Origin of the sequence: Mycobacterium sp. THU-M104, assembly GCF_049197365.1 — a bacterium.
GTDB lineage: Bacteria > Actinomycetota > Actinomycetes > Mycobacteriales > Mycobacteriaceae > Mycobacterium.
In genome coordinates this window covers 1-20,304 of the sequence record NZ_JBMIOP010000057.1, presented here as the reverse complement: position 1 = coordinate 20,304, position 20,304 = coordinate 1, and the positions used below count along the sequence as shown (strand labels likewise).

General features: G+C 68.9%; 15 protein-coding genes. 8 read left to right on the top strand and 7 right to left on the bottom strand.

The window, feature by feature from the left end:
- Together ACOJVU_RS05925 and ACOJVU_RS05920 are read left to right on the top strand one after the other, a co-directional pair.
- Positions 1-1,461, top strand: a 1,461-nt coding sequence (locus ACOJVU_RS05925; protein WP_421528922.1) for a fumarate reductase/succinate dehydrogenase flavoprotein subunit, incomplete at its 5' end; no start/stop codon positions are given.
- A complete protein-coding gene (locus tag ACOJVU_RS05920) occupies positions 1,462-2,208 on the top strand; it encodes a succinate dehydrogenase/fumarate reductase iron-sulfur subunit (RefSeq protein WP_421528921.1) in 747 nt (248 codons plus the stop codon).
- Between the two features lie 2 nt (positions 2,209-2,210).
- Here the strand turns inward: ACOJVU_RS05920 and ACOJVU_RS05915 are convergent, their stop codons facing one another.
- Positions 2,211-2,699 carry a flavin reductase family protein gene (locus ACOJVU_RS05915; RefSeq protein ID WP_421528920.1) on the bottom strand — a complete coding sequence of 163 codons (489 nt, stop codon included), beginning with the start codon at positions 2,697-2,699 and terminating at the stop codon, positions 2,211-2,213.
- A 258-nt stretch (positions 2,700-2,957) separates the two neighbouring features.
- Between ACOJVU_RS05915 and ACOJVU_RS05910 the strand changes: the two genes are divergently transcribed.
- Positions 2,958-4,793 carry an acyl-CoA dehydrogenase gene (locus tag ACOJVU_RS05910; RefSeq protein ID WP_421528919.1) on the top strand — a complete coding sequence of 612 codons (1,836 nt, stop codon included), beginning with the start codon at positions 2,958-2,960 and terminating at the stop codon, positions 4,791-4,793.
- Between the two features lie 143 nt (positions 4,794-4,936).
- On the opposite strand, the gene ACOJVU_RS05905 is transcribed toward ACOJVU_RS05910, so the two are convergent.
- Positions 4,937-6,283, bottom strand: coding sequence for an acetyl-CoA C-acetyltransferase (locus tag ACOJVU_RS05905; RefSeq protein WP_421528918.1), 1,347 nt, complete (start codon positions 6,281-6,283; stop codon positions 4,937-4,939).
- Between the two features lie 143 nt (positions 6,284-6,426).
- Between ACOJVU_RS05905 and ACOJVU_RS05900 the strand changes: the two genes are divergently transcribed.
- Together ACOJVU_RS05900 and ACOJVU_RS05895 are read left to right on the top strand one after the other, a co-directional pair.
- Positions 6,427-7,803 (top strand): 3-oxoacyl-ACP reductase, encoded by a 1,377-nt coding sequence (locus ACOJVU_RS05900; protein WP_421528917.1) that lies wholly within the window; start codon positions 6,427-6,429, stop codon positions 7,801-7,803.
- Positions 7,804-7,825: 22 nt separating this feature from the next.
- Entirely contained in the window at positions 7,826-8,677 is an 852-nt protein-coding gene (locus tag ACOJVU_RS05895; protein ID WP_421528916.1) for a MaoC/PaaZ C-terminal domain-containing protein, read from the top strand.
- 13 nt (positions 8,678-8,690) lie between these two features.
- Here the strand turns inward: ACOJVU_RS05895 and ACOJVU_RS05890 are convergent, their stop codons facing one another.
- From ACOJVU_RS05890 to ACOJVU_RS05880, 3 genes are read right to left on the bottom strand one after another with little or no spacing between them, the layout of a single operon-like run.
- Positions 8,691-9,908: a chloride channel protein gene (locus ACOJVU_RS05890; protein ID WP_421528915.1), complete on the bottom strand. Its 1,218-nt coding sequence runs from the start codon at positions 9,906-9,908 to the stop codon at positions 8,691-8,693.
- Positions 9,909-9,919: 11 nt separating this feature from the next.
- On the bottom strand, positions 9,920-10,570 hold the full coding sequence (locus tag ACOJVU_RS05885) for a TetR/AcrR family transcriptional regulator (RefSeq protein ID WP_421528914.1): 651 nt from the start codon (positions 10,568-10,570) through the stop codon (positions 9,920-9,922).
- A 56-nt stretch (positions 10,571-10,626) separates the two neighbouring features.
- The gene (locus ACOJVU_RS05880) at positions 10,627-11,787 is read right to left on the bottom strand and encodes a glycoside hydrolase family 3 N-terminal domain-containing protein (protein ID WP_421528913.1); all 1,161 of its coding nucleotides are present in this window, start codon (positions 11,785-11,787) and stop codon (positions 10,627-10,629) included.
- 103 nt (positions 11,788-11,890) lie between these two features.
- On the opposite strand from ACOJVU_RS05880, the gene ACOJVU_RS05875 reads away from it, so the two are divergent.
- From ACOJVU_RS05875 to ACOJVU_RS05865, 3 genes are all read left to right on the top strand, one after another.
- On the top strand, positions 11,891-12,064 hold the full coding sequence (locus tag ACOJVU_RS05875) for a DUF2613 domain-containing protein (RefSeq protein ID WP_421528912.1): 174 nt from the start codon (positions 11,891-11,893) through the stop codon (positions 12,062-12,064).
- Positions 12,065-12,128: 64 nt separating this feature from the next.
- On the top strand, positions 12,129-16,373 hold the full coding sequence (locus ACOJVU_RS05870; RefSeq protein ID WP_421528923.1) for an alpha-(1->3)-arabinofuranosyltransferase domain-containing protein: 4,245 nt from the start codon (positions 12,129-12,131) through the stop codon (positions 16,371-16,373).
- A 135-nt stretch (positions 16,374-16,508) separates the two neighbouring features.
- Entirely contained in the window at positions 16,509-17,954 is a 1,446-nt protein-coding gene (locus tag ACOJVU_RS05865; protein WP_421528911.1) for a lipase maturation factor family protein, read from the top strand.
- 8 nt (positions 17,955-17,962) lie between these two features.
- On the opposite strand, the gene ACOJVU_RS05860 is transcribed toward ACOJVU_RS05865, so the two are convergent.
- Both ACOJVU_RS05860 and ACOJVU_RS05855 read right to left on the bottom strand, forming a co-directional pair.
- Positions 17,963-19,117: an NAD-dependent formate dehydrogenase gene (locus tag ACOJVU_RS05860; RefSeq protein ID WP_421528910.1), complete on the bottom strand. Its 1,155-nt coding sequence runs from the start codon at positions 19,115-19,117 to the stop codon at positions 17,963-17,965.
- Between the two features lie 122 nt (positions 19,118-19,239).
- Positions 19,240-20,148: a LysR family transcriptional regulator gene (locus ACOJVU_RS05855; protein ID WP_421528909.1), complete on the bottom strand. Its 909-nt coding sequence runs from the start codon at positions 20,146-20,148 to the stop codon at positions 19,240-19,242.
- Positions 20,149-20,304: the final 156 nt, after the last annotated feature.

Genomic DNA, 20,304 nt, shown 5'->3' with positions numbered 1-20,304 from the left:
GAGCTCGGCGACTACGAGGCGCGGATCAAGGTCTTCGCCGAATGCACGATCACCGAACTGCTCAAGGACGGCGACCGGATCGCCGGCGCGTTCGGCTACTGGCGCGAGAGCGGCTGCTTCATCGCGTTCGAGGCCCCCGCGATCGTCATGGCCACCGGCGGGATCGGCAAGTCGTTCAAGGTCACGTCGAACTCCTGGGAGTACACCGGCGACGGGCACGCGCTGGCGCTGCGGGCGGGTGCCTCGCTGATCAACATGGAGTTCATCCAGTTCCATCCGACGGGCATGGTGTGGCCGCCGAGCGTCAAGGGCATCCTGGTCACCGAAGGCGTCCGTGGCGACGGCGGCGTGCTGAAGAACTCGCAAGGCAAACGGTTCATGTTCGACTACATCCCACCGGTCTTCAAAGGCCAGTACGCCGAGAGCGAGCAAGAGGCGGACGCGTGGCTCTACGACAATGACAACAACCGGCGCACGCCCGACCTGCTGCCCCGCGACGAAGTGGCGCGGGCGATCAATTCCGAGGTCAAGGCCGGGCGCGGTAGCCCGCACGGCGGCGTCTACCTGGACATCGCCTCCCGTCGGTCCACCGAAGACATCCTCAAATTGCTGCCCTCGATGTATCACCAATTCAAAGAATTAGCCGGGGTCGACATCACCAAGGAGCCGATGGAGGTCGGGCCGACCTGTCACTACGTGATGGGCGGGATCGAGGTCGACGCCGACACCGGCGCGGCGACGGTCGCCGGCCTATTCGCCGCAGGCGAGTGCTCCGGTGGGATGCACGGCTCAAACCGGCTGGGCGGCAACTCGCTGAGCGACCTGATCGTCTTCGGCCGGCGTGCCGGTCTGGGCGCCGCCGACTACGTGCGGGCCCTCAGCAGCCGACCGGCGATCGCGCCGGAGGTCCTCGAGACCGCGGCCAACCGAGCGGTCGCCCCGTTCGAGGGCCCCGCCGACAAGACCTCGGCCGAGAACCCCTACACCCTGCAGCTGGAACTGCAGCAGTCGATGAACGACCTGGTCGGCATCATCCGCAATGCGGACGAGCTCTCGGAGGCCATCGGTCGGCTCGCCAAGCTGCGGGCGCGGTTCAAGAACATCCACGTCGACGGGCAACGCCGGTACAACCCGGGCTGGAACCTCGCCATCGACCTGCGCAACATGCTGCTGGTCAGCGAGTGCATCGCCAAGGCCGCGCTCGAGCGCACCGAGAGCCGCGGCGGGCACACCCGCGACGACCACCCGGCGATGGACCCGTCCTGGCGCAAGGTGTTGCTGGTGTGCCGCGCGGCGGCGGACTCTGACCCCGTGATCCCCGACGTCACGGTGACCCATGAGGACCAGGTACCGATGCGGGCCGATCTGATGGAGCTGTTCGAGATCTCCGAGCTGGAGAAGTATTTCACCGACGACGAACTGGCCGGGCATCCGGGACGGACCTCAAGGACGGAGAGGTAAATGACCTACAACGCGACCCTGCGGGTCTGGCGTGGCGACGACGCCGGCGGAGCGCTGCAGGCCTTCACGGTCGAGGTCAACGAGGGAGAGGTGGTGCTCGACATCATCCACCGCCTGCAGCAGACCCAGACACCCGACCTCGCGGTGCGCTGGAACTGCAAGGCGGGTAAGTGCGGCTCCTGCTCGGCCGAGATCAACGGCAAGCCCCGGCTGATGTGCATGACCCGGATGTCGACGTTCGCCGAGGACGAGACCGTCACCGTCACGCCGCTGCGAACGTTCCCGGTCATCCGCGACCTGGTCACCGACGTCTCGTTCAACTACGAGAAGGCCCGCGAGATACCGTCTTTCGCGCCGCCGAAGGACCTGCAGCCCGGCGAGTACCGGATGGCACAGGCCGACGTGGCGCGCTCGCAGGAATTCCGCAAGTGCATCGAGTGCTTCCTGTGCCAGAACGTCTGCCACGCGATCCGTGACCACGAGGAGAACAAGAAGTCCTTCGCCGGGCCGCGATTCCTGATGCGCATCGCCGAACTGGAGATGCATCCGCTGGACACTCGTGACCGGCGCGACGACGCTCAGGAGGAGCACGGCCTCGGTTTCTGCAACATCACCAAATGCTGCACCGAGGTGTGCCCGGAGAACATCAAGATCACCGACAACGCGCTGATCCCGATGAAAGAGCGCGTCGCCGACCGCAAATACGACCCGATCGTCTGGCTGGGCAACAAGCTGTTCCGCCGCTGAGGCTAGGCGCCGAGCCGCCGGAACCCGCTGCGGTGGAACACGATGGGCACCACCCCGTCGTCCACGGTCACCTCGTTGACCCGCAACACGACGATGGTGTGGTCGCCGGCCGGAATCAGCTGCTCGACCGCGCTTTCCAGCCACAGGCCGGTGCCCTTGACGAAGACCGCGCCGGCGTCGTTGGACACCGTTTCCAGGCCGGCGAACCTGTCACCGGTCTTGGCCGCCAGGGTGCGCGCGGCCGCGTCGTGGGACTCGCCCAGCACGCTGATGCCCAGCATGGGCGCGGCCTTGAGTTTGGGCCACGTGGTCGAGGTGTTCTGCACGCAGAAAGAGACCAGCGGCGGCTCCAGAGACACCGGCACGAACGTGCTGGCCGCCAAGCCCACGCGGTTGCCGTCGACCTGAGCGGCAATGGCGACCACTCCGGAAGGAAACTGGCCGAACGCCTCGCGAAGCGTGGACGCGCTCAGCTTGTTGTTCGAGTTCATCGGACTTCGCTCGTGATCGATGGACGATATCCCGCCCGAGCCTACTAGAGCGGCAGGCGATCGACGGCCGTCGTGGCAGGCAGCCTCACGGGCCACACATCGCGCCAGCCCAACCGGTTGGTTAATTAGAGTATGAAATTTAACTCACATCGACTTGCGTGGAACCGTCCAGCGGAGATATTTTAACAGTGTTACTGGTGGGTAACTTAGATCTGGTACCCAACCGACTGTGTGGCATTCTCAACGAGGAGGACCGTAGTGAGCCACTACAAGAGCAACGTCCGCGACCAGGTGTTCAACCTGTTCGAGGTGCTGGGCGTTGACAAGGCTTTGGCGGCGGGCGAATACGGCGACCTGGACAGCGACACCGCCCGCGACATGTTGACCGAGATCAGCCGGCTGGCCGAGGGTCCGGTCGCCGCGTCATTCATCGAGGGGGACCGCAACCCACCCGTCTTCGACCCCAAAACCCACTCCGTCACGCTGCCGGAATCCTTCAAACAGTCCGTCCGAGCCCTGCTGGAAGCCGGCTGGGACAAGGCCGGCATCGACGAGGCCCTCGGCGGTATGCCGATGCCCAAGGCGCTGGTCTGGGCACTGCACGAGCACGTCCTGGGCGCCAACCCGGCGGTGTGGATGTACGGCGGCGGTGCTGGATTCGCCAACGTCCTCTACCACCTCGGGACCGAGGAGCAGAAGAAGTGGTCGGTGCTGTGCGCCGAGCGCGGCTGGGGTGCGACCATGGTGCTCACCGAGCCGGACGCCGGTTCGGACGTGGGCGCGGGCCGGACCAAGGCCGTCAAACAGGACGACGGGTCTTGGCACATCGAGGGCGTGAAGCGGTTCATCACCTCCGCCGACTCCGATGACCTGTTCGAGAACATCGTCCACCTGGTGCTCGCCCGCCCGGAGGACGCCGGTCCCGGCACCAAGGGCCTGTCCCTGTTCATGGTCCCCAAGTTCCTGTTCGACTTCGAGACGGGCGAACCCGGAGAGCGCAACGGCGTGTTCGTGACCAACGTCGAGCACAAGATGGGTCTGAAGGTCTCGGCGACCTGTGAGCTGTCCTTCGGCCAGCACGACGTGCCCGCCAAGGGCTGGCTGGTCGGCGAGGTCCACAACGGCATCGCGCAGATGTTCGAGGTCATCGAGATGGCCCGGATGATGGTCGGCACCAAGGCCATCGCAACCCTGTCGACCGGCTACCTGAATGCGCTGGAGTACGCCAAGTCCCGCGTGCAGGGCGCCGACATGACACAGATGACCGACAAGACGGCACCGCGGGTGACCATCACCCATCATCCCGACGTGCGCCGGTCGCTGATGACGCAGAAGGCCTATGCCGAGGGCCTGCGGGCGCTCTATCTGTTCACCGCGACCTATCAGGACGCGGCGGTCGCCGAAGCCGTGCACGGCGTCGGCCCCGACCTGGCCGTCAAGGTCAACGACCTGATGCTGCCGGTGGTCAAGGGCGTGGGCTCCGAACAGGCCTATGCCAAGCTGACCGAGAGCCTGCAGACACTGGGCGGGTCCGGCTTCCTCCAGGATTACCCGATCGAGCAATACATCCGGGACGCCAAGATCGACTCGCTGTACGAGGGCACCACCGCCATCCAGGCGCAGGACTTCTTCTTCCGCAAGATCGTCCGCGACAAGGGTGTGGCCCTGGCCCACGTATCCGGCCAGATCCGCGAGTTCGTGGACAGCGAGTCCGGCAACGGCCGCCTGAAGGCCGAGCGCAAGCTGTTGGCCAAGGCGCTGGCCGACGTCGAGGCGATGGCGGGTGCGCTGACTGGCTACCTCATGGCCGCCCAGGAAGACGTCAGCAGCCTGTACAAGGTCGGCCTGGGATCGGTGCGCTTTCTGATGAGCGTCGGCGACCTCGTCATCGGCTGGCTGCTGCAGCGTCAGGCCGCGGTGGCCGTGCAGGCGCTCGACGCCGGCGCCGACGGCGACGACCGCGCGTTCTACGAGGGCAAGGTTGCGGTTGCGTCGTTTTTCGCGAAGAACTTCCTGCCGATGCTGGGCGCCACCCGCGAGGTGATCGAGACGCTCGACAACGACATCATGGAACTCGACGAAGCCGCCTTCTGACGGGCGATCGATCAAGGGTTACCCCGTATTGCCGTCGGGCCGGGGGGGTGGACGACAACACGGGGCTTCCCAGACTGATGGATACCCAGCTTCGGGACCGCTAACCGGATGCGACTCGTGTCATCGCCGCTGTTCGGGTGCCGTCATGCCGCCAGGATCGCCGCAACGCCCTGGCCGCCGGCAGCGCAGATCGAGATCAGCGCCCGGACGGTTCCGCTGCCTTTTCGCTCCGCTTTCTTCTCGGCGACCTGCTTGGCCGCCTGCGCGAGGATGCGGCCACCCGTGGCCGCGAAAGGGTGGCCGGCCGCCAGTGACGAACCGTTGACGTTGAGCTTGGACCGGTCGATCGACCCCAGCGCTGCGTCCAGACCCAGCCGCTGCTTGCAGTACTCCTGCGATTCCCACGCCTGCAGGTGCGCCAGAACCACTGACGCGAACGCCTCGTGGATCTCATAGAAGTCAAAATCCTGCAATCCCAGTCCGTTTCTCGCCAGCAGTCGCGGCACCGCGTAGGTCGGCGCCATGAGCAGGCCGTCACGTCCGTTGACGTAGTCCACCGCGGCGGTCTCCGCGTCCACCAAGTAAGCCAGCGGCACCCGGGCATGCCCGTTCGCCCAGTCCTCGGAAGCCAGCAGTGCCACCGACGCCCCGTCGGTCAGCGGTGTCGAGTTGCCGGCCGTCATCGTCGCGTCACCGGCCTTGACCCCGAAAACCGGCTTCAAGGTGGCCAACTTTTCCGCGGTGGAGTCCGGACGCAGGTTGTCGTCGCGGTAAAGCCCCAGAAACGGCGTGACCAGGTCGTCGAAGAAGCCCCGGTCGTAGGCGGCGGCCATGTTGCGATGGCTGGCGGCGGCCAATTCGTCCTGATCGACGCGTTTGATGCCCATCTGCTTGGCGGTGACGGCCGCGTGCTCGCCCATCGACATCCCGGTGCGCCGTTCGCTGTTGGCCGGGATCTCGACACCGAGGCTGGCGGGCAGCGCGCCGATCAGCTTCAGCCGTTCGACGTTGGACGTGGACCGGCGCAGGCGCAGCAGGCTGCGGCGCAGGTTGTCGCCCAGGCCGATCGGCGGGTCGGAGGTGGTGTCCACCCCGCCGGCCACGGCCACCTCGTAGCGTCCTGCGGCGATGCCGTCAGCCGCGGCGATCGCCGCCTGCAGGCCTGTGCCACAGGCCTGTTGGACGTCGAACGCCGGCGTGTACGGCGACAGCTGGCAACCCAGCACGGATTCGCGCGTCAGGTTGAAGTCGCGGCTGTGTTTGAGCACGGCGCCGCCGGCCACCACGCCCAGCCGTTCTCCGGCCAGACCGAACCGGTCCACCAGCCCGTCCAGCGCCGCGGTGAACATGTCCTGGTTGGACGCCTCGGCGTAGGCGCCATCCGAGCGGGCGAAGGGGATCCGGTTGCCACCCAGCACCGCGACGCGTCGCCTGGTCTGCGCACTCGTCGGGGCAGCCTGGTTGTTTGCCTGTGCAGGGGCCACGTTCATCTCCAGTTGTCAGTATGGTTCGTCAGTCGAGATGGTTCGTCAGTCGAGGGCCATACTACCGACTGTTATTACTCTGAAGTAAGTTCATCGTCGATACGGTTGGTCCCAGGGGACGCGAAACCACCGACACGGAAGGCAGCGCAGTGGCACCCAAGCTTTCGTCCGATCTGTTGTCACAGGTCGTCAACTCCGGCCCCGGGTCGTTCCTGGCGAGACAATTCGGTCTCCCCCAGCCCGAGCCGCTGCGCCGCTACCGGGCCGGCGAGCCACCGCTGGCCGGATCACTGCTGACAGGCGGGGACGGCAGACTGGTCGAGCCGATACGAGCCGCACTGGCGCAGGACTACGACCTGGTGGGCGACAACATGGGCGGCCGCTGGGCCGACACATTCGGCGGCCTGGTCTTCGACGCGACCGGGATCACGGCGCCGGCCGGCCTGCGGCAGCTGCGCGAATTCTTCACCCCGGTGCTACGCAATCTCGGTCACTGCTCGCGGGTCGTGGTCGTCGGCACCACGCCCGACGCCTTGCCCAACACCACGGCCGGCACCGACGAACACATCGCGCAGCGCTCGCTGGAAGGCTTCACACGCTCTCTGGGCAAGGAATTGCGGCACGGCGCCACCGCGGCGCTGGTATACCTGTCGCCGCACGCCAAGCCGGCCGCGACGGGCCTGGAATCGACCCTGCGGTTCATCTTGTCGGCGAAGTCGGCCTACGTGGACGGCCAGGTGTTCTTCATCGGGGAGGCCGACTCCACGGCGCCGGCCGACTGGGACCGCCCGCTGGACGGCAAGGTTGCCATTGTGACCGGCGCCGCCCGAGGCATCGGTGCGACCATCGCCGAGGTGTTCGGCCGCGACGGCGCGCGGGTCGTCGCGGTCGACGTGGAGTCGGCCGCCGAGCCGCTGGCCGAGGTCGCGAGCCGGGTGGGAGGCACCGCCCTGGCGCTCGACGTCACCGCCGAGGACGCCGTCGGCAAGATCACCCAGCACCTGCGCGACAACTATGGCGGCCACGCCGATGTGCTGGTCAACAACGCCGGCATCACCCGCGACAAGCTGCTGGCCAACATGGACGACGCCCGCTGGGACGCCGTATTGGCGGTCAATCTGCTGGCCCCGCTGCGGCTCACAGAGGGACTGGTCGAGGGCGGCAGCATCGGCGAAGGCGGCCGGGTGATCGGTCTGTCCTCGATGGCCGGCATCGCGGGCAACCGCGGGCAGACCAACTACGCCACCACCAAGGCCGGGATGATCGGCCTGACCCAGGCGCTGGCACCCGGACTGCACGAGAAAGGCATCACGATCAACGCCGTCGCACCCGGCTTCATCGAGACTCAGATGACCGCGGCCATCCCGCTGGCGACCCGCGAGGTGGGCCGTCGCATGAATTCGCTGCTGCAGGGCGGTCAGCCGGTCGACGTGGCGGAGACGATCGCCTACTTCGCCAGCCCGGCTTCCAACGCGGTGACCGGCAACGTCATCCGCGTCTGCGGCCAGGCCATGCTCGGCGCGTGACCAGGCCCCCCGGGAGGACACGATGAACCAGCCGAGCGGCATGCTGAACATGCTGCGCGCCGCGGCCGGGGCCCTGCCCCTGGTGGCCCGTTCGGACCAACTGCCCACCCGCACGGTCACACTCGACGAGTTGCCCATCGACCACACCAACGTGGCCGAGTACGCGGCGCTCACCGGACTGCGCTACGGCAACCACGTGCCGCTGACCTACCCGTTCGCGTTGACCTTCCCCGCGGTGATGTCGCTGGTGACCGGCTTCGACTTTCCCTTCGCGGCGATGGGAGCGGTGCACACCGAGAACCACATCACCGCGTACCGGCCCATCGCGGTGACCGACTCGGTCGGCGTGCGCGTGCGCGCGGAGAACCTGCGCGAACACCGCAAGGGCTTGCTCGTCGACCTGGTGACCGACGTCAGCGTCGGCAACGAGTCGGCGTGGCACCAGGTCACGACCTTCCTGCACCAGCAGCGCACGAGCCTGTCGGAGGAACCCAAACCCCCGGCGCCCAAGCCGCCGAAGTTGCGCCCGCCCAGCGCGCTGCTGCGGGTCACGCCGGCACAGATCCGCCGCTATGCCGCCGTCGCGGGCGACCACAACCCGATCCACACCAACCCGATCGCCGCCAGGATGTTCGGGTTCCCGACGGTGATCGCGCACGGGATGTTCAGCGCTGCAGCAGTTTTAGCGAACATCGAGGCGTTGCTGCCCGCCGCGGTGAGCTACTCGGTGCGGTTCGGCAAGCCGCTGGTGCTGCCCGCCACCGCCGGTTTGTACGTCCGGGAATGCGACACGAACGGCGCGGGCTGGGACCTGGCGCTGCGCAACGCCGCCAAGGGATATCCGTACCTGACGGGCACCGTCCGCGGGCTGTGACCCGTTTCCGGGCTCAGCGAACTCGCAGGACAGATCGGAGCATGTGCGCGCCGACCGCGGTGACCGCGAAGACCGGGAGCAGCCACAGCGGGGGCTCGGCGAGTTCCCAGACGAAGATCGCAGCCCACAGCGGCGAACCTTGGGTGACCGCGAGCACTCCCGCGGCCCCGGCCAGCGAGACCGTCGGCAGATGCAGATGCGTCCCGGCTGCCCAATTGGTGACCAACGCCAACAGCGACCCGGCCGCCGCACCGGTGGCCAGCGACGGAGTCAGCATGCCGCCGGCTCCCCCGGCCCGCAGGAACAGCGCGGTCAGCAGTGGTTTGAGGACCAGGATCACCGCCGCAGCGGCCAGCGTCATACCGCTGGCCAGGCTGACGGTCAGGATGCTTCTCCCGTTCCCGGGCAGTTCGGGCCACCAGTGCGAGCACGTGCCCATCACCAGACCGGCCGCCGCGAGCGCAGGGATCAGCACCCACGTCCGCATCGTGCGCCGTGGCCGGGCAGCAGTCATCAGCCGCTCGAATGCCAGACCCACTGCGAGGGCCACCGGGGCCAGCAGCAGCGCGTGCCCGGTCAGCACAGGGGACAAGCGCGGATCGGGCCAGTCCAGCTCGGGGCGGTCCTTGGTGATCAGCGAACCGACCGCGACGGCGAGGCTGGAGGTGATCAGCGCCACCCCGACCGCCCGCAACCGCCATGTGTTCAAGATGATGCGCACCGAGAACAGTGCACCGGCCACTGGAACGGCGTAGACCGCGCCGAGCCCGGCCCCTGCCGCACACGCCAGCAGGATCTGCCGGTCGCCCGCGGACAGCCTCCTGAGCCAACCGATGGCCGCATCGCCGAGGGCGGCCGCGAACTGGCGCGGGGCGCCCTCCCGGCCCAGGGATGCCCCGGACCCGACCAGCACGATCTGCAGCAGGGCGTCGATGCTCCACGCCAGCCGCGGCACCCGGTCGTGGCCGGCGATGACCTGCGCGAGCTCAGGAACCTCCGTCGTGCGCCGCAGGGTCCACCAGCCGACCCCCGCCAGCACACCGCCGATCATCGGCCCGAGCACGCGGCGCACCGGGCCGCTGGCATTGATGCCGGCGAGCAGCGTTCCGAACGTGTAGTGGTATGTCAGGTGCTCGACGAAGCGCAGCACCGCCGACGTCGTCAACCCGGCGACCCCGGCGAGCAAACCAACGACGATCACCGCGCAGAAGAAGTCCAGATTGTGGCGCACGAAGGTAGGGGTTATCCGGACAGCGTGCCCGGACCGCCGACATCGGGCAACGCCGACGCGGGCTCGCGATCCTCCGGGATGCCACGCAGACCGTGCCAGAACAGATCGATCATCAGTTCGGCCGCCTCGTCGACGTCGATGTCATCGGTGGACAACCGGGTGGCCATCGCCTCACCCGCGCCCACCAGCGCCACCGCCATCATCTGGTACTCGATCTCTGACCGCGGGGTGCGGCTGCCCGCGCGCACCAGGTCCGCCACCATCTCGATGACCTGTTCGCGGCCGTCACGGACAATGTGGGCGAACGCCTGCGAGCTGCTGGCCTGGGTGTACATCACGATCCACGACGCCCGGTTCGTGTCGATGTAACGCAGGAATGACACGATCGTGGTGCGCAGCAGGTCCCGGGGATTCTCAGTGAAGTCGATGTCGGCGCGCACGGCGTCGATGAACCGGTTCAGCTCGCGGTCCAGGCAGGCGCCGAAAAGGTCTTCTTTGGAGCCGTAGTAAAGGTAGAGCATCGGCTTGGAGATCTGCGCTTCCGCGGCGATGGCGTCCATCGAGGTCTCGTGGTAACCATTGACCGAGAACATCTGCACCGCGGCGTCGAGCATCTGCTGCTCGCGCACGGCGCGGGGCAGCCGCTTGGTGCCACCTGCCATCGTCGCGCCCTTCCAGCCCCGCTGTCTGCAACAAGAGTAACGGGCCTGCCGGGGCTTCAGCGCCCGCAGGCCCGGTTGCGGCCCTTCATCGTCGCCACGCGCACCACCGAGTCGTTGACTGCCGGCATCGCCAGTTCGCCGGCGGCGACCGCTTTGTCCAACCGATCGAGCACCGCGGGAACCTCGGCGGTGGTGACCCACAGTGCGATGTCGGTGCCGGCCTGCAGGCTGCGCAGGACGGCTTCGGCCACGCCGTACCGATCGGCGATTGCGGCCATGCTCGACAAGTCGTCGCTGAACACCGGGCCGCTGAACGCCGGCCCGCCGTAGCCGGTGCCGTCACGCAGCAACTGCACCGCGGGCCGGCTGAGGCTGGCCGGGGCGCCGTCGGTCAGTCCCGGGACCTGCAGGTGCCCCATCATCACCGCGACCGGGGCCGCCTTCACCAACGTTCGGTAGGGCACCAGGTCGTCGCCTTGCAGGTCGCTCAGTGGCGGCGTCACCACCGCACCGGAATGCGAATCGCCCGAGCCGTGCCCGTGCCCGGGAAAATGCTTGAGCACCGGCAGCAGCCCCGCGTCGCGCAACCCCTGCGCATACGCGCCGGCGTAGGCGGTCACGGTGGCCGGGTCGCTGCCGAACGAGCGGTCGCCGATCACGGTGTCGTCGGGGGCGTCGGTGACGTCTGCCACCGGGGCGAAGTCGACGGTGATGCCGAGGTCGCGCATCTTCTTGCCGCGGTCGGCCGCCAGGTCGCGCACCTGGTCGACGGTCTGCGTCTCCGCCAGCACCCGGGGTGCGGGCGCGGACCCGATCAGTGACTTCAACCGGGACACCCGGCCGCCCTCTTCGTCGACGCTGACCGCCAGCGGCAGCGGAACCGCGTGCGCTGCGATGTCGGCCAGGGGGCCGCGGAAAATCGACAGATCCGTCCAGCTTCCGATGAAGATGCCGCCGACGTGGTAATCGTTGACGACAGCCCGCGCGTCGTCGGCGTTTTTCACTCCCACCATCAACAGCTGCGCCAGCTTGTCGCGGGTCGACAGTTGGGCCGTGGGGTCCCCGCAGACCGGCGCGGGCGCGGGGGCCGGCTTGGCCGCCGCTCCCGAGGAGCCGGCCGGGGGCCGCGCGGCGTGGTGGCCGCAGCTCGCCACCAGCGCTCCCGCCAAGACCAACGTTGCGGTGGCCAGCACGGCCCGGTTGCGCGGGAAGGGCATCGGCACATGGTGTCACGGCTCCCCGCTGCGGCCGGCGCCGGTCGCTCGTCTGCTAAGTTGGCGCTGAGTCTGCCAGTCCCGAGGAGCCCGAGGAGAGCCTCCGATGAACCGGATCGTTGCGCCTGCCGCCGCCAGCGTGGTGGTCGGTCTGTTGCTGGGCGCAGCAGCGACTTTCGGGGTCACGCTGATGGTGGAGCAGGACAAGAAACCGCCACTACCCGGGGGCGATCCGCAGACGTCAGTGCTCAACCGGGTCGAATACGGCAACCGCAGCTAGCCCGGCGCAGGCAGCCACCTGCGCCCGGGCCGGTGCGCCGGTCCCGTCGCCGGCGGCCGCCCCCCTGTCTCGCCGGTGGTTGCTGGTGGTCGGAGCCATCTCGCTGGCGTTGACGTTCGCCCAGTCCCCCGGCCGGGTCTCCCCCGACACCAAACTCGACCTCACCGCCAACCCGCTGCGGTTTCTGGCCCGCGCGACCACCCTGTGGAACAGTGACCTGCCGTTCGGCCAGACGCAGAACCAGGCCTACGGCTACTTGTTCCCGCACGGCACCTTCTTCCTGGCCGGCCACCTGTTGGGCCTGCCCGGGTGGGTGACCCAGCGCCTGTGGTGGGCGCTGCTGCTCGTCGCGGGTTTCTGGGGGCTGCTGCGGGTCGCCGAGGCGCTGGGCGTCGGCGTCCCGGCCTCCCGGGTGGTCGCCGCGGCGGCGTTCGCGCTGTCGCCCCGGGTGCTGAGCACACTCGGGTCGATCTCCTCGGAAACACTGCCGATGATGCTGGCGCCCTGGGTGCTGCTGCCGACGATCCTGGCCCTGCGGGGCGGCGCGGGATCGGCTTCGGCCAGGTCGGTACGGGCGCTCGCCGGGCAGGCCGGGCTGGCGGTGGCGTTGATGGGCGCGGTCAACGCGATCGCGACGCTGGCCGGCTGCCTGCCCGCGGTCATCTGGTGGGCCTGTCATCGACCCGGCCGACTGTGGTGGCGCTACACCGGTTGGTGGCTGCTGTCGGTGTCCCTGGCCGTGCTGTGGTGGGTGATGGCGCTGGCCCGGTTGCACGCCGTCAGCCCGCCGTTCCTGGATTTCATCGAATCCTCGGGCGTGACCACCCAGTGGTCGTCGTTGACCGAGATCCTGCGCGGCACCGACAGCTGGACCCCGTTCGTGGCGCCGACCGCCACCGCGGGCGCGCCGTTGGTGACGGGGTCGGCGGCCATCCTGGGCACGTGCCTGGTCGCGGCGGCCGGGCTGGCCGGGCTGGCCGGCTTGAACAACGGCGGGGGCATGCCCGTGCGAGGCCGGCTGGTGACGATGCTGCTGGTCGGCGTGCTGCTGATGGCCGCGGGCTACAGCGGAGCCCTGGGATCGCCGCTGGCCCACCAGGTGCAGGCGTTCCTCGACGCCGGCGGCGCGCCGTTGCGCAACGTGCACAAGCTGGACTCGGTCGTCCGGATCCCGGTGGTGCTGGGCCTCGCCCAGTTGCTGGGCCGGGTGCCCCTGCCCGGTGGCGGCCCGGGCGGGGCGCCGCGGGCGGACTGGCTGCGGGCGTTCGCCCACCCGGAACGCGACAAGCGGGTCGCCGTCGCGATCGTGGTGTTCACGGCGTTGCTGGTCAGCACGTCGCTGGCCTGGAGTGGTCGCCTCACCCCGCCGGGCACGTTCACGGCGATCCCCCGCTACTGGCAGGACACCGCCGCCTGGCTCGACGAGCACAATTCGGGGACACCCCGGCCCGGACGCGTGCTCGTGGTGCCCGGGGCGCCGTTCGCCACCCAGATGTGGGGCACCAGCCATGACGAACCGCTGCAGGTGCTCGGCAACAGCCCGTGGGGGGTTCGCGACTCCATTCCCTTGACCCCGCCGCAGACCATCCGGGCGCTGGATTCGGTGCAACGACTGTTCGCCGCCGGGCGCCCGTCGGCGGGCCTCGCCGATACCCTTGCCCGCCAGGGAATTTCGTACGTTGTGTTGCGCAACGACCTGGACCCGGACACGTCGCGCGCGGCGCGCCCCATCCTGGTGCACCGCGCCGTGGAAGGGTCGCCGCGCCTGACAAAGGTTGCGCAGTTCGGCGCGCCCGTGGGCCCCGGCGCCGTGGCGGGCTTCGTCGCGGACAGCGGGCTTCGGCCGCGCTACCCCGCCGTCGAGATCTATCGCGTCGCTGTCGCAGGCAATCCCGGTGCGCCCTATTTCGCCGACGTCGACGGGCTGGCCCGGGTCGACGGCGGGCCCGAGGTGCTCCTGCGCCTCGACGAGCGCCGGCGGCTGCGGGGGCAGCCGGCGCTGGGTCCGGTGTTGATGACCGCGGATGCGCGGCGCGCGGGCCTGCCGACCCCGCGGGTGACCGTCACCGACACCCCGGTGGCCCGCGAGACCGACTACGGCCGGGTGGACCAGCACTCCTCGGCGATCCGGGCGGCCGGTGACGCCCGGAACACCTTCAACCGGGTGCCCGACTACCCGGTTCCGGGCGCCGAGACGGTGTTGGGCACCTGGACGGGCGGCCGCCTCACGGTGTCCAGTTCCTCGTCGGACGCCACCGCGATGCCCGACGTCGCCGCGGCCACCTCCCCCGCCGCCGCGATCGACGGCGACCCGGCGACCGCCTGGGTCTCCAACGGACTGCAGGCGGCGATCGGGCAGTGGCTGCAGGTCGACTTCGACCACCCGGTGACCAACGCCGTCATCACGGTGACGCCCAGCCCGACCGCCGTCGGCGCGCAGGTGCGCCGCATGCTGGTCGAAACCGCCACCGGCAGCACGACTCTACGATTCGACGAGGCCGGCAAGCCGCTGACCGCCGCCCTGCCCTACGGCGAGACCCCGTGGGTGCGGATCACCGCGGCCGGCACCGACAGCGGGTCCTCGGGCGTGCAGTTCGGCATCACCGAATTGTCGATCACCCAGTACGACGCGTCGGGGTTCGCTCATCCCGTCGACCTACGGCACACCGCGCTGGTTCCGGCACCACCGCCGGGTGCAGCCGTCGCGGGCTGGGACCTGGGCCCAGAATTGCTCGGTCGGCCGGGGTGCGCCCCAGCTCCGGGCAGCGTGCGCTGCGCGGCGTCGATGGCGCTGGTGGCCGAGGAGCCGGTCACCTTCAGCCGCACCCTGGCCGTGCCGAATCCGACGTCGGTCACCCCGACGGTGTGGGTGCGGCCCCGACAGGGACCCAAGCTCGCCGACCTGATCGCTCAGCCGAATAGCATTCGGGCGCAGGGCGATTCCGATATGGTGGATATTCTGGGCTCCGCGTATGCCGCCACCGACGGTGACCCGGCAACCGCGTGGACAGCGCCGCAGCGGGTCGTGCAACACAAGGACCCGCCGACGCTGACCCTCACCCTGCCGCGGCCCACCGAAGTCACCGGGCTGCGGTTGGTCCCCAGCCGCTGGGAACTGCCGGCGCGCCCGACGCTGGTGACCGTCGACCTGGGCGACGGCCCGCAGGTCCGGGAACTGGCCTCGAACGGCGCGGCGGCCCAGTCGTTCGAGCTGACCCTCAAGCCGCGGGTCACCGATGTCGTCACCGTCCGCCTGCTGCGCTGGCACGACGTCATCGATCGCAACGCGCTGGGGTTCGACCAGCTCAAACCCCCGGGGCTGGCCGAGATCACGGTCCTGGGCGCCGACCGCAAGCCGATCGCGCCCGCAGATGCTGCCCGGAACCGTTCTCGGGTGGTCGAACTCGGCTGCGCCGGCGAGCTTCAGGGCCCGGTCATCGCCGTCGCAGGCCGGTTCGTGCACACCTCGATCCGGACCACCGCCGGCGCGCTGCTGGACGGTGACCCGGTGCGGGCGCTGCCCTGCGAACGCGACCCGATCGCGCTGCCGGCGGGCCGCCAGGAACTGTTGATCAGCCCAGGCGCCGCATTCGTGGTGGACGGGGCCCAGCTGTTGGCCGCCGGGACAATCACACTGCCGCCCACTTCCGACCCCCCGATGCCCGCGACGACCGGAGTGTGGAGTTCCGACCACCGCTCGGTGCACGCGCCCGCGTCGGCGCGGTCCCGGGTGCTGGTCGTCCCCGAAAGCATCAACCCCGGCTGGGTCGCGCGCACCGCCGCCGGGGTCCGTCTGAGGCCGGTCGCCGTCAACGGGTGGCAGCAAGGCTGGGTGGTGCCCGCGGGCGATGCCGGTGCCATCACCTTGAGCTTCGCCTCCGACGCCCGGTATCAGGCGGGCCTGGCGGCGGGTCTGGCGCTGCTGCCACTGCTGGCGCTGCTGGCCTGGTGGAGACGCCGCCGTTGCGACGACGACCCGCCCGCGGCGCCCTGGTCTCCCGGCGGGTGGGCCGCGGTCGCAGTGCTGGCAGCCGGTACGCTGATCGCCGGTGTAGCGGGTTTGGTCGTAGCCGGTACCGTACTCACGCTGCGGCACCGCAGCAGCGACGCCGTGATGGTTGCACTGAGCGCGGGGGGGTTGATCCTGGCCGGAGCCGTGCTGTCCCGGCATCCGTGGCGGTCGGTCGACTTCTACGCCGGCCATTCGGCGAATGTACAACTGCTGGCGCTGATCTCGGTCGCCGCGGTCGCCGCATCCGCGGTGACGATGCGGGCCGGGCAGCGGCCCGAGGAGGAGGCGCGGCATTGACACCGCGGTGACGATGCGGGCCGGGCAGCGGCCCGTCTGTGACGATTAGCCCGGCTCGGGTCTTGGCCGCCGGTTTACCGGCTGGTTGACTGGATATGCCGGGAGGTCTGCCCGACCGTCTGAGGAGTTACGCCCATGGGCTGGTTGTCCGCACCCGAATACTGGCTGGGCAGAATGTTGCTCGAGCGTGGCGCCGCAGCCGTCTACCTGCTGGCATTCCTGGCGGCCGCCGTGCAGTTCCGTGCGCTCATCGGGGAGCACGGAATACTGCCGGTGCCGCGCTTTCTGGCCGGAAGGTCGTTCTGGGCGGCACCCAGCGTCTTTCATCTCCGCTACTCCGACTGTTTCTTCGCGGGCGTGTCCTGGTTCGGCGCGGTTCTGTCGGCAGCCATCGTCGCCGGCGCAGCCGACCTCGCGCCGCTGTGGGCGGGGATCCTGATGTGGCTGGCGCTGTGGGTGCTGTACCTGTCCATCGTCAACGTCGGGCAGGCGTGGTACTCGTTCGGCTGGGAGTCGTTGTTGCTGGAGACCGGGTTCCTGACGATCTTCCTCGGCAACGACCGTACGGCGCCGCCCGTGCTGGCCCTGTGGATGGCGCGCCTGCTGCTGTTCCGCGTGGAGTTCGGCGCCGGGCTGATCAAGATGCGGGGCGACCCGTGCTGGCGGGACTTGACGTGCCTGTACTACCACCACGAAACACAGCCGATGCCTGGGCCGTTGAGCTGGTTCTTCCACCACCTGCCCAAGCCGCTGCACCGTATCGAGGCAGCGGGCAACCACTTCGCTCAACTGATCGTGCCGTTCGGGTTGTTCGCTCCGCAGCCGGTGGCGAGCACGGCCGCGGCGATCATCGTCGCCACGCAGCTGTGGCTGGTGGCGTCGGGAAACTTCGCGTGGCTCAACTGGGTGACGATCCTGTTGGCGTGCAGCGTGATCGACGACTCGGCGTGGGGCATGCTGCTACCGGTGCCCGCACATTCCGCGCTGGCTTCGCCGCCGGTGTGGTTCACCGCCCTGGTGCTGGCCTTCACCGTGACCGTGTTGTTTCTGAGCTATTGGCCGGTGCGCAACATGCTGTCCCCACACCAGCGAATGAATTTGTCCTTCAATCCCTTCCATCTGGTCAACACCTACGGCGCCTTCGGCAGCGTCGGCCGCGTCCGGCGCGAGGTGGTGATCGAGGGCACCGACGACGCGAAGATCACCGGCCAGACGGTCTGGCGGGAATACGAATTCAAAGGCAAACCCGGCGCCGTGCGGCGCCTGCCCCGCCAGTGGGCGCCCTATCATCTGCGGCTGGACTGGCTGATGTGGTTCGCGGCCATCTCCCCCGACTACGCCCAGCCCTGGCTGCGGCCGCTGCTGCAGCGGCTGCTGAGCAACGACCGGCCGACGCTACACCTGTTGCGGCACAACCCATTTCCCGACTGCCCGCCCCGATATGTGCGCGCGCAGCTCTACCAGTACCGGTTCACCACACCGGCGGAGCTGCGGCGGGTCCGGGCGTGGTGGCACCGCACCCCGGTGGGCGGGTACGTCGCGCCGATGACGCTGCGGCAGGCGACACCGCCGAAGCCCTGAGGGTGAGGCTATTTCTGGTAGGACAGGGCTCCCGTGCCGGCGAGCTTCCCGCCCTGCACGATCAGATACTCGGGACGGATGGGCGTCCCCGCGAAGAAGGACTCCAAAATCTCGCGGGTTCCGGCGGCGTAGCGGGCCTGGGCGGACAGCGTGGTGCCCGAAACATGAGGCGTCATAGCGTTGTTCGGCATGGTGCGCCATGGGTGGTCGGCCGGCGGCGGCTGCGGGTACCACACGTCACCGGCATAGCCGGCGAGGTGACCGCTCGCCAGCGCGGCGGCGATGGCTTCGGGGACGGTCTCCTCGCCGCGTGCGGTGTTGACGATGTAGGAGCCGCGCCGCATCGTGGCCAGCAGTCTCTCGTCGAACATCCGGCGGGTGTCCTCGTAGAGCGGCGAATGAATGGACACGACGTCGACAGACCTCACCAGCGACTCCACGTCGGGGTGGAACGTCACGTTGAGCTCCTTCTCCGCTTCCGGTGCGAGCCGGCGCGTGTCGGTGTAGTGCAGGTTGACGTCGAACGGGGCCAACCGGCGCAGTACCGCCCGCCCGATCCGGCCGGCGGCGATCAGCCCGACGTCCATGCCCTCCAGGTCGTAGGCGCGCTGCGCGCAGTCGGCGATGTTCCAGCCGCCTTCGGTGGCCCAGCGATGCGACGGCAGGAAGTTGCGCACCAGCGCCAGGATCTGCATCACCGTGTGCTCGGCGACGCTGATGCTGTTGCTGTACGTCACCTCGGCCACCGTGATGCCCCGACGCTTGGCCGCCTCGAGATCGACGTGGTCCGAGCCGATTCCCGCGGTCAGCGCCAGCTTGAGTGCGGGGGCTTTGGCGATGCGCTCCTCGGTGAGGTACGCCGGCCAAAACGGCTGGGAGATGACGATATCCGCGTCCGGGAGTTCCCGTTCGAATTCCGAATCCGACCCGTCCTTGTCCGACGTCACCACCAACTCGTGCCCGCGGTCGGTGAAGAACTGCCGCAGCCCGAGTGCGCCCGAGACACAACCCAGCAGCTCGCCGGGGGTGAAGTCGATCCGCGACGGGGTCGGCACGCTGCTGCCGTCTGGGTAACCCGCGATCGCGGGAATGCTGTCGCGCGCATAGCTGGGCGGGTACCCGCCGACGGGGTCGGGATAGAGCACCATCACGCACTTGGCCATTGAGAATCCTCCGTCAGGGACAACAGATTTCAGGGACAACCGATCCCAGTCTCGGAGGACGGCGGCCCGGGTGTCCAAGACGTGGTTCCGACCGCGTGATAGGTCGTGCCGATCACCGGTGATCAGCCGCCGTCCAGCGCCTCGCGGATGCCGGTGTCGCGTGCCACCCTAATCAGAGCGCGGACGACGGGCGAGCCGGGCTCGGCCTTGGTGGTGACGAGCGCGATGAGCGCCCTGACGGTCGGCTGGTCGAGCGGCAGGGTGGCGATCCCGGCGGGTGAGCCCAGGGTTTCGATCCACGGTTGCGGAACGATGCTGGCCCACCGGCCCGTCCGTACGTGGGCGAGCAGGGTCACCAGCGAGTCGGTCTCCAGCTGCGGCGTCACACCCATACCCTGTCCCGTCAGCGCGTCATCGATAAGCCGGCGGCCACGCATGCCGGGTGTCAACAGGCACAGCGGCAATTCGATCGCCTCGGACCAGGCGATCGTGCCGGACCGGCCTCCGATCAGCTCGGCGCCGGCAATCAGCACCGGACGCTCGTGGTACAGCGGAGTGACGACGAGCTCGTCGGTGTCCTGCTGGTCTGGGTAGAGAATTCCGGCGTCCAGTTCGAACCGGCGGACGCGTTCGGCGATGCCGGCGGATTCCAGATTCATCTCGAGCCGCACCCGGACGAGCGGGTGGGCGGCGCAGAACGGATCTGTCAGCAGCGCAACGGTAGTCGATGCCGCCGGCACCACACCCAGCCGAAGCTCGCCCGTCAGACCTGTCTGCAGTGCGCTGACTTCCTGTTTGAGGGCATCGCGGTCGGCCAGGATGCGCCGCGCCCAGTGCACCAGCCGCTCGCCTTCGGGAGTGAGGCCCTCGAATTTCTGGCCGCGCCGGACCAGCGGCACGTCGAGTTCGCGTTCGAGCTTGCGGATGGCTTCGGACAGCGCCGGCTGTGACACGTAGCAGACGCTGGCGGCGCGCGCGAAATGTCGCTCGTGAGCGAGCGCTACGAAGTACTCCAGCTGACGGAACAGCACGGATCCATTCGATCACGGCGCACCGGCACCACCGCTGCCGCTATGCCGCGTCGTCGTCTTTGAACCACCCCGAGTTTCGTGCACACCTTCTTTTGTGGGAAGGATGGCACGATGCCAAGCAAGTACGACCCGGAGGTCAAGGCGAAGGCGGTCCGG

Bases quoted from the DNA above. Each gene is read 5' to 3' on its own strand.
- ACOJVU_RS05920 (WP_421528921.1), top strand. From the start codon at position 1,462: ATGACCTACAACGCGACCCTGCGGGTCTGGCGTGGCGACGACGCCGGC.
- ACOJVU_RS05915 (WP_421528920.1), bottom strand. From the start codon at position 2,699: ATGAACTCGAACAACAAGCTGAGCGCGTCCACGCTTCGCGAGGCGTTC.
- ACOJVU_RS05905 (WP_421528918.1), bottom strand. From the start codon at position 6,283: ATGAACGTGGCCCCTGCACAGGCAAACAACCAGGCTGCCCCGACGAGT.
- ACOJVU_RS05895 (WP_421528916.1), top strand. From the start codon at position 7,826: ATGAACCAGCCGAGCGGCATGCTGAACATGCTGCGCGCCGCGGCCGGG.
- ACOJVU_RS05885 (WP_421528914.1), bottom strand. From the start codon at position 10,570: ATGGCAGGTGGCACCAAGCGGCTGCCCCGCGCCGTGCGCGAGCAGCAG.
- ACOJVU_RS05880 (WP_421528913.1), bottom strand. From the start codon at position 11,787: ATGCCCTTCCCGCGCAACCGGGCCGTGCTGGCCACCGCAACGTTGGTC.
- ACOJVU_RS05875 (WP_421528912.1), top strand. From the start codon at position 11,891: ATGAACCGGATCGTTGCGCCTGCCGCCGCCAGCGTGGTGGTCGGTCTG.
- ACOJVU_RS05865 (WP_421528911.1), top strand. From the start codon at position 16,509: ATGGGCTGGTTGTCCGCACCCGAATACTGGCTGGGCAGAATGTTGCTC.
- ACOJVU_RS05860 (WP_421528910.1), bottom strand. From the start codon at position 19,117: ATGGCCAAGTGCGTGATGGTGCTCTATCCCGACCCCGTCGGCGGGTAC.